At 45.0% G+C, this 14,877-nt stretch carries 12 protein-coding genes; 5 read left to right on the top strand and 7 right to left on the bottom strand.

Going from position 1 to position 14,877, the window contains the following annotated elements:
• The first annotated feature begins 77 nt into the window (after window positions 1-77).
• On the top strand, window positions 78-803 hold the full coding sequence (locus R7H07_RS03755; RefSeq protein ID WP_054574596.1) for an MBL fold metallo-hydrolase: 726 nt from the start codon (window positions 78-80) through the stop codon (window positions 801-803).
• A gap of 66 nt (window positions 804-869) precedes the next feature.
• Here R7H07_RS03755 and R7H07_RS03750 read toward each other — a convergent pair whose 3' ends face one another.
• The 3 genes from R7H07_RS03750 to R7H07_RS03740 form a co-directional block, all read right to left on the bottom strand.
• Window positions 870-1,298 carry an ATP-dependent zinc protease gene (locus R7H07_RS03750; protein WP_005384193.1) on the bottom strand — a complete coding sequence of 143 codons (429 nt, stop codon included), beginning with the start codon at window positions 1,296-1,298 and terminating at the stop codon, window positions 870-872.
• A gap of 65 nt (window positions 1,299-1,363) precedes the next feature.
• Window positions 1,364-2,269 carry a 30S ribosomal protein S6--L-glutamate ligase gene (rimK, locus tag R7H07_RS03745; RefSeq protein WP_005374224.1) on the bottom strand — a complete coding sequence of 302 codons (906 nt, stop codon included), beginning with the start codon at window positions 2,267-2,269 and terminating at the stop codon, window positions 1,364-1,366.
• Window positions 2,270-2,598: 329 nt separating this feature from the next.
• The gene (locus R7H07_RS03740) at window positions 2,599-3,213 is read right to left on the bottom strand and encodes a TetR/AcrR family transcriptional regulator (protein ID WP_021035906.1); all 615 of its coding nucleotides are present in this window, start codon (window positions 3,211-3,213) and stop codon (window positions 2,599-2,601) included.
• Window positions 3,214-3,368: 155 nt separating this feature from the next.
• Between R7H07_RS03740 and R7H07_RS03735 the strand changes: the two genes are divergently transcribed.
• Together R7H07_RS03735 and R7H07_RS03730 are read left to right on the top strand one after the other, a co-directional pair.
• Complete coding sequence (locus R7H07_RS03735; RefSeq protein ID WP_031780877.1) at window positions 3,369-4,382, top strand: MBL fold metallo-hydrolase; 1,014 nt, start codon at window positions 3,369-3,371, stop codon at window positions 4,380-4,382.
• A 95-nt stretch (window positions 4,383-4,477) separates the two neighbouring features.
• Window positions 4,478-4,822, top strand: coding sequence for a DUF5329 family protein (locus R7H07_RS03730; protein ID WP_017635527.1), 345 nt, complete (start codon window positions 4,478-4,480; stop codon window positions 4,820-4,822).
• On the opposite strand, the gene R7H07_RS03725 is transcribed toward R7H07_RS03730, so the two are convergent.
• Window positions 4,790-5,689 carry a LysR family transcriptional regulator gene (locus R7H07_RS03725; protein WP_065275099.1) on the bottom strand — a complete coding sequence of 300 codons (900 nt, stop codon included), beginning with the start codon at window positions 5,687-5,689 and terminating at the stop codon, window positions 4,790-4,792. The two genes, R7H07_RS03730 and R7H07_RS03725, sit on opposite strands and share 33 nt — an antisense overlap.
• Window positions 5,690-7,020: 1,331 nt before the next feature.
• The gene (locus R7H07_RS03720) at window positions 7,021-7,359 is read right to left on the bottom strand and encodes a YggL family protein (protein ID WP_005374208.1); all 339 of its coding nucleotides are present in this window, start codon (window positions 7,357-7,359) and stop codon (window positions 7,021-7,023) included.
• A 266-nt stretch (window positions 7,360-7,625) separates the two neighbouring features.
• On the opposite strand from R7H07_RS03720, the gene R7H07_RS03715 reads away from it, so the two are divergent.
• Entirely contained in the window at window positions 7,626-9,662 is a 2,037-nt protein-coding gene (locus R7H07_RS03715; RefSeq protein ID WP_065275100.1) for a PhoX family protein, read from the top strand.
• Window positions 9,663-9,746: 84 nt separating this feature from the next.
• Here the strand turns inward: R7H07_RS03715 and R7H07_RS03710 are convergent, their stop codons facing one another.
• Entirely contained in the window at window positions 9,747-11,138 is a 1,392-nt protein-coding gene (locus R7H07_RS03710) for a glycoside hydrolase family 1 protein (protein ID WP_065275101.1), read from the bottom strand.
• Window positions 11,139-11,285: 147 nt separating this feature from the next.
• Window positions 11,286-13,346, bottom strand: coding sequence for a sensor histidine kinase (locus R7H07_RS03705; protein WP_065275102.1), 2,061 nt, complete (start codon window positions 13,344-13,346; stop codon window positions 11,286-11,288).
• A gap of 178 nt (window positions 13,347-13,524) precedes the next feature.
• Here R7H07_RS03705 and R7H07_RS03700 point away from each other — a divergent pair, with 178 nt between their 5' ends.
• Window positions 13,525-14,874, top strand: coding sequence for a sigma-54-dependent transcriptional regulator (locus tag R7H07_RS03700; RefSeq protein ID WP_065275103.1), 1,350 nt, complete (start codon window positions 13,525-13,527; stop codon window positions 14,872-14,874).
• The last annotated feature ends 3 nt before the right edge of the window (window positions 14,875-14,877 follow it).

Below are 14,877 nucleotides of genomic sequence, written 5' to 3'. Positions count from 1 at the left end.
GGATTCGGTCATGAAGCATCTCACTAAAATAAGGACATATTTTGCAGCTGCACAGAATTCAGGGGTACATTCAGACCATGTATCTCGCCGAATATCCCGATAGATTATTGTTGCTTGATGGTGCCAGTCGAGCAGACATTCCTCATCTTAAAGACTTTATTGAACATCAACTCCATCGTCCTTTTTCTGATCTAAAGTTGGTTGTTGTGACCCACATGCATCCAGACCATGCTGGTGGTGCGCACAAACTACGTGACTTAACAGGATGCAAGCTATTGGCCGCAAAGCGAGAGAACCAGTGGTATAGCGGTGTAGACGGTTGGCTAATGCATTTGACCGATTTGATGTTAGCACGCTGGATGGCGAATCGGATGCGTAAACCAAAGCAAAACCTGTGGTATTCCCGCAAGCTAAAGCCAGATATTGAACTTATTGATGGAGAGTTTATTCCTGGATTTGATGATTGGCAGGTGCTAGAAACACTAGGGCATACCGACCGAGATCTGTCGGTTTATCATTCTGAACAAGATGTACTGTATGTGGCGGATTTAATGGTGCAGGTGAAACAGCATCTGATTGCGCCGTTTCCCATATTTCATCCGAATCAATATCGGCAATCATTAAAGCGTGTGTTTGAGATGAATCCGCAATGTTTGCTTTTGGCACATGGGGGAGAGGTGACTTTGGATGAAAAAGCGTATCAGCACATTTTGAATACAGCGCCGACTAAGCCAATGACGCACTGGCGAGTGACAAAAGTTAAAGCGAAGGGATTGTTGTTTGCGTTATTTCGTAGGAAGTAGGCTAAGATAAAGCCAGACGAGTGATGCTCAACAAAAACGTTCGATCACTCATCTGAAGCTACGGGGTTAAGATGCCAATAAGTGAGATTGGCTAGGATCAACCAGCACTTTGTCTGCCATACCCTGACGACCTAACAACATCATGTAAGTCATTTTTTCACGGTTAGTCAACGTAATGTCGATTGGCCATTGTTGGTCGCCCATACGCAGCATCGTTGTGATCACGCAGCGGTGCTCAAAAGTACCGTTAGAAGATTTAACCTTACGGTTTGCTTTTAGTTTCGCTGTGCAGCGAACCACTTGTTCTAAATGGTATACATCTGGGTGCAAATCGAATGCAACATAAGACTGACCATCTTTTTCAAAGCAATCAATATTGTCTACATGTAATGAAGAGGTTTGAGCGCCTGTATCAATACGCGCTTCAAGGTGAGTAATCCCTAACTCTGGCAAGCAAATAGCTTCGGCATTCCCAATGATCATTTTCTGATTCATAGTGTCATCCTAGCGACGAGTAACAAGAGAGCCGGTTTTTGGCTCTCTTGTGCGTTAAACAAAAATCAACCTTTACCGCGAGTACGGTTTGAATTTGGCTTAGCGTTTTTCTCGATAAAATCGAAGATCATACCTGCAATGTTTTTACCCGTTGCTAGTTCGATGCCTTCTAGACCAGGGGAAGAGTTCACTTCCATTACCACTGGGCCATTTTTAGATTGAAGGATATCCACACCACAAAGGTTCAAGCCCATCACTTTCGCTGCATTTACAGCGGTCGCACGCTCTTCTTTGCTCAAACGCACGAGTTGTGCAGAGCCACCACGGTGAAGGTTAGAACGGAACTCGCCTTCTTTTGCTTGGCGCTTCATTGCGGCAATCACCTTATTTCCGACAACAAAACAACGGATGTCCGCGCCTTTTGCTTCTTCGATAAATTCTTGCACCATGATGTTAGCTTTCAAACCCATGAAAGCTTCAATCACGCTTTCTGCCGCTTTATTTGTTTCAGCAAGTACAACACCAATGCCTTGAGTGCCTTCTAGCAATTTAATTACTAGAGGTGCGCCACCAACGTTTTTGATCACGTCCTGAATGTTGTCAGGATGGTGAGCAAAGCCAGTGCGTGGCAAACCGATGCCTTTACGTGATAGCAGTTGCAATGAGCGCAACTTGTCACGAGAGCGGCTGATCGCGACAGATTCGTTGACACAAAATGTACCCATCATTTCAAACTGACGTACAACAGCAGTGCCGTAAAACGTAATAGATGCCCCAATACGTGGAATAACAGCATCGTATTGCGGTAATTCTTCACCCTTGTAGCGGATCTTAGGGTTGTTGCTCGTAATGTCCATATAACAGTGAAGCGTGTCGATCACATCGATTTGATGCCCACGTTCTTCACCCGCCTGTTTTAGGCGCATGGTTGAATATAAATTCTCATTACGAGAGAGAATAGCAATACGCATGGCAATTCCTTAGTAAGTCAGTACCAAATTAAAATATAAGTATAGAGCATAGAATGCAGTAGGCAGGTGATCATGTTATGACATAACCTACTTACTTCAACGATTTAGAATTGTGGTTGAACAACCACGTCGTCAGAGGTGCGCACCTTAGGGCGTTTTTTTGTGAGATGAAAACGAAAAAGCATCGTCGACACGACAAAAATATTTTATCGAACGCTCACGCCTTGCGGTATGAGACTGTCAAGGGTGAGATAAATAAAATTGAGCAAAAATTTCATCGCTTTGTCACGAATTATCGCTTAAAAAAGCGGCCAATTTGACCGCTGTTTTTAGCTGTTTTGATAGTGACTTAAAAAAAGTTCCGCCGTTTGGGTAGCTAACAGCCTAGATTCTTCATTCGACAAAGAGGGGCGAATTCCCATTAACTGCGGCCAGAATGCACTGCCTTTAAGTAAGTTGTGCAATTGAGTGCTTGCTATATGTACATCATCAATTTGCAAAGCGCCACTGTTCGATTTCTCCGTAAGCCAGCGGTACAGGGCGGTTTCCTGTTTCGACATTTGTTCTGCTTGTTCTTTGAGATCTTCTGGCTTAAATAAGAAGTGCCCAAATGCCACTTTTGCCAGCTCAATATAGTTTGGTTCCGTCACCACAATGATCTCGCTGTAGAGTAATTCAATCAATTGATCTTTGAGTGGCAGAGTGGCCAAGCGTTTAATATCGCTTTCCATCATTGACGAACGCCAAAGCTCAGTCAGCAACTCCGTCACGATCGCTTCCTTAGAAGGGAAGTGATTATAGACCGTGCGCTTAGAGACTTGTGCGATTGAAGAGAGCTTATCCATGCTGGTGTTTTGCACTCCAAACTCTTGGAACGCTTGCCTTGCCGCGCACAAGATGGCTTCTCTTTTGGTTTCGCTACGACTTTTTCTTTTTACATTCATAAGCTTGCTAAGTTAAGAAGATCATTTCTTGATCTATTTTACACTAAGTAGTTTACTTTTGATAATTAGAATGTAAACTGCACCGTGTAGTTTACTTTTGTTCGGGTTAACTTTTTATGAAAAAAACTTTGCTAGCCACAGTAGGAGCGTTCGCGATGGGTACATCAATGATTTCTTGTTCTAATGTTGATACTGAAAAAGCGCCAACATACCCGGACAAATTTGCAAATACAGAGTTGGAATACAAAAGCGGTTTGGGCGACATGTTCGAAATCATGAAAGCGTATTTTACGACTGAGCGCCTTAACCCAACACCAACGATTGAAATTCCAGTGCATGCGATCACAGCGCGGCAACTGTTAGAAGAGCAAGATGACGTCATCTATCGTCTGGGTCACTCAAGCGTATTAATGAAGCTCGATGGAAAACTGGTGATGACCGACCCTGTATTCAGTGATCGCGCGTCTCCTGTACAATGGGCAGGGCCAAAACGCTTTCACCAAACCCCCATCACGATAGAAGATTTGCCAACTATCGATGTGGTGGTGATCAGTCATGACCATTACGATCACCTAGATAAAGCTTCTATTAAAGTGCTAGGCGACAAGGTGGGCACTTTCTTGGTGCCGTTAAAAGTTGGCCAATTACTGGTGAATTGGGGTGTACCCAAAGAGAAAGTGATCGAACTAGACTGGTGGGAGTCACACTCTGTTGACGGCATTGAATATACACTAACTCCGACTCAGCATTTCTCTGGTCGAGGTTTGACAGACCGCGATACGACGCTGTGGGGCAGTTGGGTTATCAATGCACAACAACACAAAGTGTTCTTCAGTGGTGACTCTGGTTACTTCAATGGCTTTAAAGAGATTGGCGAAAAGTACGGTCCGTTTGACTTCACCATGATTGAAACAGGTGCGTACAATGAACTCTGGTCAGACATTCACATGTTCCCAGAGCAAAGCGTTCAAGCACACATCGATGTGCAGGGCAAAGTGATGATGCCGATCCATAACAGCACGTTTGATTTATCAATGCACGATTGGAATGAGCCAATGCAACGCGCGTTAGACATCAGTGAAGAGCGCGGTGTAACGTTGGTGAGCCCTGAGATTGGTCAACGCTTGGCGATTGCGGAGCCTCAGCCTGCTAAGGCATGGTGGCAATAATTGCTGAGCTAAACAGCCAAACACCAGAATAGTTAAGTCACTTATCAGTAGTTACTATTAGTAGTTACGTGGTCAGGGATAAGGATAAAGGTGCGATGAAAGCAAAGTGGACGTTGTTACTTACATTAAGCATTCTGCCTACCTTTGCACTAGCAGGGGTAGAGCAAGATATCTCGACGTTGATAAAACGAGTTGAGCAATCCTCTTGCACCTTTATCCGCAACGGCAAGGCGTACACTAATCAAGAAGCGGCAGAACACATGCGCAATAAATGGGATTACGCCAAAGATGACGTTGATTCCGTGGATGTGTTTATAAAAGAAGTTGCGTCGAAAAGTTGGTTGTCTGGCAAACCATATTGGGTGGATTGCCAAGAGGAACGCATTACCAGCGAAGAGTGGCTAACATCATTGATGCGCACCACCGATCACATCCAATAACACTTCTTTGATGGTCTGATAGCGCAGAGGTAGAGCACGACTGCGCTTACGAACCAGAAATAGCTCTTCACATACAGTGTTTTTCAGTTGAGCAATGTATAACGTGTCTTTTAGTGGAAAATTGTCGACCGCACTTTGAGGCAGCACGGTGAAGCCAAGTCCTTTGCTGACAGGTAGCAAAATTTGGCTCAATTGATTTACGTAGCCGGATAATGGTAAATCGCTCATCTTAATTTCTTGGAGCTGTGGCTCTTCACATTGGTCAAAAAAAAGTGTCATGTAATGCTCGGCATCAGGGTGGCTAATGACACCACAGTCATGCAAGAGTTTTGGCGTTATCTGCTTATTTTGATATTGCTTTGGCAGAACCAAGCACAACCTCTCTTTACCAATTCGCTCACTGTGAAACAGACCTTTATTGGGAACATCAGTCACGATACCAATATCAATGTGCCCTTGCGTTATGGCGTTGAGAATAGATTGATTTGGCGCGGCTTCTAAATGTAACGATAAGCTCGGGTGCTGTTTTTGCTTCTCCAAAATGGGCCCATACAACATTAACGCCATTGCACCAGAACAAGCCAGTTTACAATGGCCTGAAAACGCATCATCAAAACTGAGCTCTTCGAGCAGCTTCTTTTCTCTATCTTCTAACTCGAGCGCATATGCGTAGACAATCCTGCCTTGCTCGGTTAATTCGAAGCTTTTGTTTTCGCGCTTGATCAAGGCATGCTGACAACTTTGCTCTAATTTTTTGATGTGTTGGCTGACGCCAGGCTGAGTCATAAAAAGTTTTTCTGCCGTTTGCGTAAAATGACCGACTTCAATCAATGTCTTAAATGTATGTAACCAAACAGGATTAAGCATAGTGTGTGATTTTCTGAGAGCTTTGTTGGGAGACGTAAAGAAAATGATAGCACGGTGTTTTATGAAAACAGAGAAGACTTAAACGATAAAGATGAATCGCTATCAATACATTACAGACAAAATAAAACCCCGCCTGGTTTCCCAGACGGGGCTTATTCTTTTTCGCAGCAATCCAGCTACTAATAGGTGCTCCCTGCATCTATCCTTGATTGTGGCTAAGTCCTTTAACCGAGTTCCTTGTTCATCGCCTTCCTAGCGGTGTCCATTCTTGCCTATCATCCTGACGGGCGAACTCTATCCTAGAGCTTAACTACATCCTTGCTGACAACTCATCCTAAGCTATCAAATCTTCATCCTGAAGATACCCAATCCTTTAGGCTTTTTTCCTGTTCCCGCCAACATCCTGTCGACAAATTGAGTATTGATGTTTTGCTGATTTGACTCAATTAACTTTTCTAAATTATTTTTACTTATTATTTTAAGTGAATTTAAATATTGTTTTTAAATCATATGTTTAATGTTTTTTCTGGCATTGCTCTTAGAGGCGATTAATCTATTTGCTTACAACTCTTGTAAGAGATCTCGCACAAGTTTGGTGGTGAATGTATTAATGTGCGCTTTTTGTTCCGAGTTCTGTGGATTGAACTGGATCACAATGCGTTAAAAGGGAGACGATAAAGATGAAAGTGAATTGATCTTGAGTAGAGATTTGTTTGAAAAGAAATAAAAAATCTTGCGGTTTTTATAAACAGTGTGGTAAATCTGAAATGCCCACCTTGTTAATCCTTATTAAGATTCAATGACAGTATAAGTAGGGAACTTGATTGCCATTTTTCTGTCATATCTGGTGAGTAAGTTAACCGTGTCAGATAGATAATATGCCGTTTGCCAGTAAAAATAGGCTGCAAGAAATCGGTAATTATTATTATGTTGTGAAATTGGTCACGGTTAAATGATTGATTCCCTTATAGATTGAAGGGGATACGACCTTAGACAATAAGCTCCATGAGGAGCGTTACTTATATAAGATGAGGGACTTTACTATGAAAAAGACTAGAAGAGCTCAGCTACATCGTGTGCGTATTCAATACTGGAAAGACACGAAAGACGCCCCAGCTAAAAAATCATAGTTAATTATACCTAAAGGCACGAGCTGGCTGTGGAACGCAGTTTCCCGTTGATTGCCAGCTCAAAAACGCCACAATCACTCCGCGCAACTTCCCAAGCACCCTATTTTTAATATCGCATTCTTCCAAAAATAAAAAAGCCAGTCTTAAGACCAGCTTTCTCTACCATTTACTGAGCTCTGCGTATTACAGGTTGCCCTTTAGTTACAGGTAGTTGGCGTCAACTAGTTCGCCCGCTTGCGCGCTTTTCACTTCTGGGCGTGCTTCTAACCATTTGATAACTTGCGCTTTCTGTTCTTCAGTCGCACTGCCGTAACGGTCAGTAGAACATAGGAAGCCTTCAAACAGTTCTAGACCACCGCCACCGAAGCAAAGACCAAGCTCGTCAATGTAGTCGATAAAGTCATCAACGAATGCATCGTAACGGTCGAAGTCGTTAATGTCTGTTTCACAGCTGATCTCGAAACCTAGGATTGCGAACTCACCTAAGAACAGCTTTTTACGGATACGACGGCTCTTGTTATCGATCTTGTCTAATTTCATGATTATCTCTCGTAGATGATTTGATTTCGTACACCTTATACCTTCTATCATACTTTAGCCCAAGTAAAATCAGAATGAAGCGATACAGTTGGTGATTATGTGACCAGAATTTAATTGCTTCGTTAGCTGTGTTGGTTGGTTTGCAGTATTGTTGAAACACAAGTTTCATATGTTTTAAGCACTTTTGTCATTTTTCTTATCCAAACTTCTTGCCGTTCAACTAATCACTTATTTATTAATTAAACTATAAGATCGGGAAAGTAAAAATGAGCAAGGAAACCTTTGACGCGACGCGTTATAACCAAAGTGAAAACAAACCATTTGAAGAAGTATTAGAAGCGAGCCTATCTCGACGCAGCATTCTGAAAGGTGGTTTAGGTATCAGTGCGATGACAGCGTTTGGTGCTTTCGGATTGGCTGGTTGTAACTCGTCTGACTCAGGGAGTACAGTAAGCAGTGGTTCGGGCGCATCTAAAGCCGTTCTTAACTTTGAATCTATCCCTGGCTCACTCACTGACGCAGTTTCAATTCCACAAGGCTACACCGCACAAGTACTAGTACCTTGGGGAACACCACTTAATGCGCAAGGCAGCGCATGGCAAAATGATGGTACCAACACCAGTACCGATCAGTTAAATGCGCTAGGCATGCACCATGACGGCATGCATTTTTTCCCATTGAACGATAGCACTACAGATGGCTTGCTATGTATTAACCACGAGTACATCGACACATCAGCACTGCATCCAAATGGTCCGACGGTTGAAAATGGCGTACGTACCATTGTAGATGAAGTGCGCAAAGAGATTAACGCGCACGGTGTGTCAGTGGTTCGCATTCAACTGGAAGACAACATGTGGAAGTTGGTTGATACCGATCCACTAAACCGTCGTTATACTGGTGCGACAGTCATGGATTTGTCTGGCCCGGTGGCCCACACATCTTTAACTGTCACTCGTTTCTCGCCAGATGGCAGCCAAGCGCGTGGTACGTTAAACAACTGTGGCAACGGCTACACGCCGTGGGGCACGTACTTAACGTGTGAAGAGAACTGGCCAGGTTACTTTGTTAATGCCGGGACTCGTACAGAAGAGCAAGATCGCATTGGTGTCGATGATCAAAGTACACGCTACTTGTGGGAGACATTAGCAGGAAATTCAGAAGAGCGTCTTGATGAGTTCTCTCGCTTTAATGTGGCTCCAACAGGAGCAAGTGCGATGGATGATTACCGTAATGAAGCCAATGGTCACGGTTACATTGTCGAGATTGACCCTTACACGCAAAACTCACGTGCGAAGAAACGTACTGCGCTAGGTCGTTTCCGTCACGAGGGCTGTACTTTCGGTAAGCTTGAAGAAGGCAAACCAGTGGTATTTTATTCTGGCCACGATTCTCGCTTTGAATACCTATACAAATTTGAATCTGCGGCAGCGTGGGATCCAGCAGATGCTAACCCTGATAACCGCTTGGCGATGGGTGACAAGTACATGGACGAAGGCACACTGTATGTGGCGCGCTTCAATGAAGACAGCACAGGTACTTGGTTACCATTAACGCTTGATAGCGTAACAACCGCTGGTGGTACGTTAGCGGATCACTTTGATTCACTGGCTGAAATTATCATCAATACTGCGGGTGCGGCGGATTTAGTTGGGGCAACACCAATGGATCGACCAGAGTGGTGTACGGTTGATCCATTCACGGGTTCAGTATATTTAACATTGACGAACAATACGCGCCGTACAGATGAAACCAATCCTGCGAATCCACGTTTGAATAATAAGTTTGGTCATGTTATTCGTTGGGATGAAGGTGCTGCAGCAACTGACTTTACTTGGGATATCTTTGTCTTCGGTTCGCCAGCAAATGGTGATGCAGATACCAACCGTTCTGGCTTGAATGAGCTAAACCAGTTTGCGAGCCCAGACGGATTAGCGTTTGATGGCCGTGGTATTTTGTGGATTCAGACTGATAACGGCGCAGATGAAGTCACGTCTTACACCAATGATCAAATGTTGGCTGTTGTTCCATCTAAGCTAACAGATGAGAATGGTGATCAAGCTGTGATTGGTGCGGATAATCAAGCTGAATTGAAACGCTTCTTTGTCGGACCAAATGGTTGTGAAGTAACAGGCTTTACCATCAGCCCTGATTACAAATCATTGTTTGTGAATATTCAGCACCCAGGCAACTGGCCATACAGTGAAGATGCAGCCGAAGAAACGCCTGCTGGTGTTTCTGTGCGCCCACGAGCGGCGACAGTGGTTATTCGCCGTGAAGACGGTGGAGAGATTGCAGTTTAAACACCTTAAAATTCAAGCCCTGCAATTGCAGGGCTTGATGGTTTAGGCGAATGCCTAGTTGCACTTTGTACCTAGACAACAGGCTTAGCTTTTCAATGAACCGCCTGAAGTACGAATCACGTCTTGATACCAGAAAAAGCTTTTCTTACGTTTACGTTCTAGCGTTCCTTGCCCATCATCATAACGATCGACATAGATAAAGCCGTAACGTTTGCTCATCTCAGCGGTTGAGTTCGCGACCAAATCGATTGGCCCCCAGCTGGTAAAGCCCATCAACTCAACGCCATCCAGAATCGCTTCGTGTGCTTGCACAAGGTGGTCGTTCAAGTAAGCGATGCGGTAATCATCTTGAATCTCACCGTTTTCATCGATTTCATCACGTGCACCTAAGCCGTTTTCTACGACAAACAGTGGTTTTTGGTAGCGATCGTGAAGGAAGTTAAGCAGAATGCGCAGGCCTTTTGGATCGATCAACCAACCCCACTGGCTCTTTTCAAGGTATGGGTTTGGTACGCTATCGACAATGTTACCCACTTCTTTCTGTTTCGGATCCGCACTTGCACAGCCACTTGCGTAGTAGCTGAATGAGATGAAATCGACACTTGCCGATGCAATTTCTTCTAAGTCGCCTGCTTCCATCTGAATTTCGATACCGTTTTCACGGAAGTAACGCTTCATGTAGCCTGGGTACTGACCACGCGTTTGTACATCACCGAAGAACAACCACTTGTTGTTTTCATGCATTGCAGCAAGCACGTCATCAGGGTTACAGGTGTATGGGTAGTTGATTGCGCCAAGCAGCATGTTACCAATTTTGCCGTTTGATACGATTTGCTGACACAGTTTTACCGCTTTTGCGTTTGCGACTAGCTGGTGGTGAATCGCTTGGTAAATCTCTTGTTCATTGGCGTCTTCTTGCAAACCAACACCAGTAAATGGTGCGTGTAGAGACATGTTGATTTCGTTGAAGGTTAACCACAGCTTCACTTTGTCTTTGTAGCGTTCCAGCACGGTGCGAGCATAACGTTCGAAGAATTCGATGACGCGACGATCGCCCCAACCGCCATAGTTTTCAACCAGTGCGTAAGGCATTTCGTAGTGAGATAAGGTCACGAAAGGTTGGATGTTGTGCTCGGCAAGTTCGTCAAAAATTTTATCGTAGAACGCCAAACCTTCTTCGTTAGGCTCTAGTTCGTCCCCGTTCGGGAAGATGCGGCTCCATGCCAAAGAGAGACGCAGACAGTTAAAGCCCATCTCTTTGAACAGCGCGATGTCTTCTGGGTAGCGATTGTAGAAGTCGATCGCCACGTCTTTGATACCCGGTGTACGCTCTTCACGGGTTTGATGCGGACTCAAAATACCGTTTGGCAGCATGTCTGATGTCGATAACCCTTTACCCCCAAGGTTGTACGCCCCTTCTACTTGGTTTGCAGCAATGGCACCGCCCCAAAGAAAATGTTCAGGAAACTTAATCATGTTTCTCACTCTTTATCGTTCGGAAGTTATTCGTCTTATTTGCTTGAGAATAGTGTAGGTCAAGGAGGGATTCTTGTATCGAGATCGTGTTTTTCTCAAACAGCGGGGATGCCTAGTTCTAATGATGATTTTGTAATCAATATCAACTTAGGCTGATTTGAACAATAGAGTGAAAGTCAGCCCATTTTGTTCATTCTTATGCACGGTAATTTGTCCGTTCATATCACGCATATTGTTAGCCGTAATCGCTAAACCCAGCCCTAAGCCTTCACCAATTTTCTTTGAGGTTTGGAAGGGTTCAAACATGGATTCAAGCATCTCATCCGACACGCCGCAGCCATTGTCACTGACGATCAGTTCGACCTGATTACCGGTTGGGTTGACGATCAAGTTGAGCTGAGGATTAGTGGTGTTGCCCATCGCATCCAATGCGTTCGAGACAAGGTTGCCGAGCACCTGAAGCAGTCGCTGTTCTTCACCCATGATGTTAGGTAAATCGTGAGGAACTCGAACACGCACATCCACCTTGTCTAATTGGGATTGATAAACGCGCAAGGTCTCTTCGAGTGCGGAGGTAAGAGAAATCGCCTGTAGGCTTTCTGGTTTGTTGTAGGCGAACGTCTTTAACTGACTGGTCATGCTCGCCATGCGATCAATCAGCTTCTGCACCAATACGTTGTTGGCTTTCATCATCTCGGTTTCGCCACGTTCTGCTAACAGTTCGTTTGTTGTGAGCAGGGTACGCAAACCAGTCAGTGGCTGATTGAGTTCATGAGTGATCGCGCTCGACATGCGACCCAAGGCGGCCATTTTACTCGATTCAATTAACTGGCTTTGCGCTTCTTTTAGCGCTTGAGTTCGCTCTTCTACCCGTTGCGCCAGTTCTTGGTTGACCTGTTGCAGCGATTGCTCAGCTTTTTTCCGCTTGCTGATGTCGATGATCGTTGCAAGGAAATACTGCTCGCCATGCCAAGGGAAACTGGTCAGCGAGAAGAGGACAGGGAAGACGCTTCCGTCACTGCGTCTGGCAATGGTTTCGACGGTACTGATCTCTGCGAGCTCTTTATGTTTAGGTAAGTCCTTGAGCAACTTAAGTGTGGTGGAATTAGGATTGCCTGCATCGAATAACTCCCAAGCAAAAGCATGTCGATTGACGCTTTCTGGTAAACAGAACAAACGCTTCGCCATCGGGTTGAGATCGAACAGTTGCCCTTGTTCATCAATCAATAGCAAACCAACGTGGGTTTTATTGATCATCTGTTTCAAGCGGCGTTGAGACTCTTCCAACAGGGCTTGAATTCGCTGTTGATTGATGTGCTTTTGGCGACGTTGTAGACCAATGATGACGAGTAATACAACTAACAAGAGCAGCGCTGCTACGCTCCAACCAATTACGTTGATGGTTTGCTGAATCGGCTTAGAAGGGGTGAGGTAGCTTACGTACCAATTCAAATCATCCAATTTTACGGTGTGCGCAAAATAGCGTTGCTGATTGAGCGTCCACACACTGATATTGGTGTTGTCGTATAAGCGCTGCGTTTCTAACTGAACGGTGTTGCTCGGTTCGTTAAACCAGTCAGCGTTATAGAGCGAGCTGCTCGATAGGAAAAAGCGTTGCTGGCGATTTTGCAACGTAATGATGTCTTGGCTAGTAATAGTCTGTTCGGTCAATAAGCTGAGGTTGATTTGCACCACCACAATGCCTGCTATATCCAGACCGTCGTAGATAGGGGCTGCAAGATAATACAACGGACTCGAACCTTTGGTTTTGTTCACCAAGGAAACACCGCCGCCTTGATTGTGAATTTGTTCCACAATGGCTTTTCGGTCAGATAGGCTAAAGCGCTCTTCGATTAAACTCGAGACCAATACTTCGCCAGAGTTAGACAGGATTAGCCAACCTTCCGTATTGGCGGCTTTATCTAGCTGAGTCAGTTGGGTTTGCAATGGCTCGTAATAAGTCCGGTTTCCTTTTACAAACGCGATGGTTTCCGGATTATTGGTGACAAGGTAAGGCAAGTGATAGAAGCGTTTGAGTGCACGGCGAACTTCACCGATATAGTCGAGCAGTTTTTGTTGAGCTTCGGTTTGAGTTTGTACACTCAACCACTGACGGGCAACCTCTCTGCTGGCGCTATAGCAAGACAACATCAGCACTGCCGCAATTGCGACCACAAGCCATGTTTTGCCATTCCTTTTGCGCTGCATACCGACTCCATTCAGCTAGTGCGTTCTCACCAACAGTCATTAAAGAGTGCGCCTAACTGGTTGGATGTTAAAGACTTGTAAGCAAGAAGTGAGATCTAGCTCCTTTTCTCCTCAGTGGTTTTTGCTACCGTTAATAAAGATCGATTTCTTTCCTACCCCATAAAGCAGGCAGTAACTCATGGCTTTTGACGACATCCCTAAAATTGCACTTATCGAAGACGATGACATTGTTCGTCAGGCTACCAGTCAGTGGCTGCAACTGGCGGGGTTCGACGTGACCGCGTTTAGTTTGGGGGAGGAGGGCAAAGCCGCCATTCTTAGCCAAGAATTTGATGCGATTGTCAGTGATGTTCGCCTGCCGGACACCGACGGCTTGTCGATACTAGAAAGCCTGATTGCCAATCACATTCCAACGCCGGTTATCTTGATCACCGGACATGGTGATGTCGATATGGCAGTTGGGGCGTTGCAAAACGGTGCGTTTGATTTTATCGAGAAACCTTTCCAACCTGAGCGCCTATCCCAGCGAGTGACCGATGCGGTCGAGAGTTATCGCGCACAAACGTCTACTCAAGATCGCCAAGAGTATCTATCTAGCGTTAGCGGCTTAGAAGAAATGCTGATTGGCCGAAGCCGAGTGATGCAACAGCTTAGAGAACAAGTAGCCAAGTTAGCACGCATTGATACTAACGTGATCATTTACGGCGAAACAGGTTGTGGTAAAGAGCTGGTGGCGACCAGTTTGCATAATGAAAGCCAACGCAGATCCTATCATTTTGTGCCAATCAACTGTGGCGCTATTCCTGAGAACCTGTTTGAAAGTGAGCTGTTTGGGCATGAAGCAGGGGCATTTACCGGAGCGGGTAAAAAGCGCATTGGTAAGTTGGAATACGCGGATAAAGGCACTTTATTCTTTGATGAAATCGAGAGTATGCCGCTGTCCATGCAGGTGAAAGTGTTGCGTTCATTACAGGAACATACGGTTGAGCGCGTTGGGGGTAACCAACAGATCTCGGTTGATTTAAGAGTGATCGCCGCCGCGAAAGAAGATCTCAATGATCATGACGAGTTTCGTCAGGATTTGTACTATCGTCTTAATGTGGCGCAGATCTATTTGCCACCGCTACGTGAGCGAGAAGAAGACGCGTTGATCTTGTTCGAACACTTTGCTCTGAAAAGTAATCCTGAGAGTCGTCCGCTGAGTGAAGCCGATAGAAAGGCCATTCTTGCTTACTCTTGGCCCGGTAACGTACGTGAGCTTAGGAATGTAGCGATGCGTTTTGCATTGGATGAAACCGTCTCCGTGATGGAAATTCTCTCCAGTAGACCATCCTCAACAACCGAAGAGACGCATGCGGGCGTGCCGTTGGCGATTCAGCTACATAACTTTGAACGTAAGGTGCTACATGATTCTTTAGTCAGGCATCATGGACGCATCAATGAGGTGATGCAGGAGTTGGATTTACCACGTCGAACCCTTAACCAAAAGATGCAGAAGTTTGGTTTGAATCGCTCCGACTATACTTAGTGC

Source organism: Vibrio sp. Vb1127, from assembly GCF_033338735.1.
GTDB classification, from domain to species: Bacteria; Pseudomonadota; Gammaproteobacteria; order Enterobacterales; family Vibrionaceae; genus Vibrio; species Vibrio alginolyticus.
Note: the sequence above shows the minus strand (reverse complement) of the source record. Positions and strands in the feature narration are given on the sequence as shown.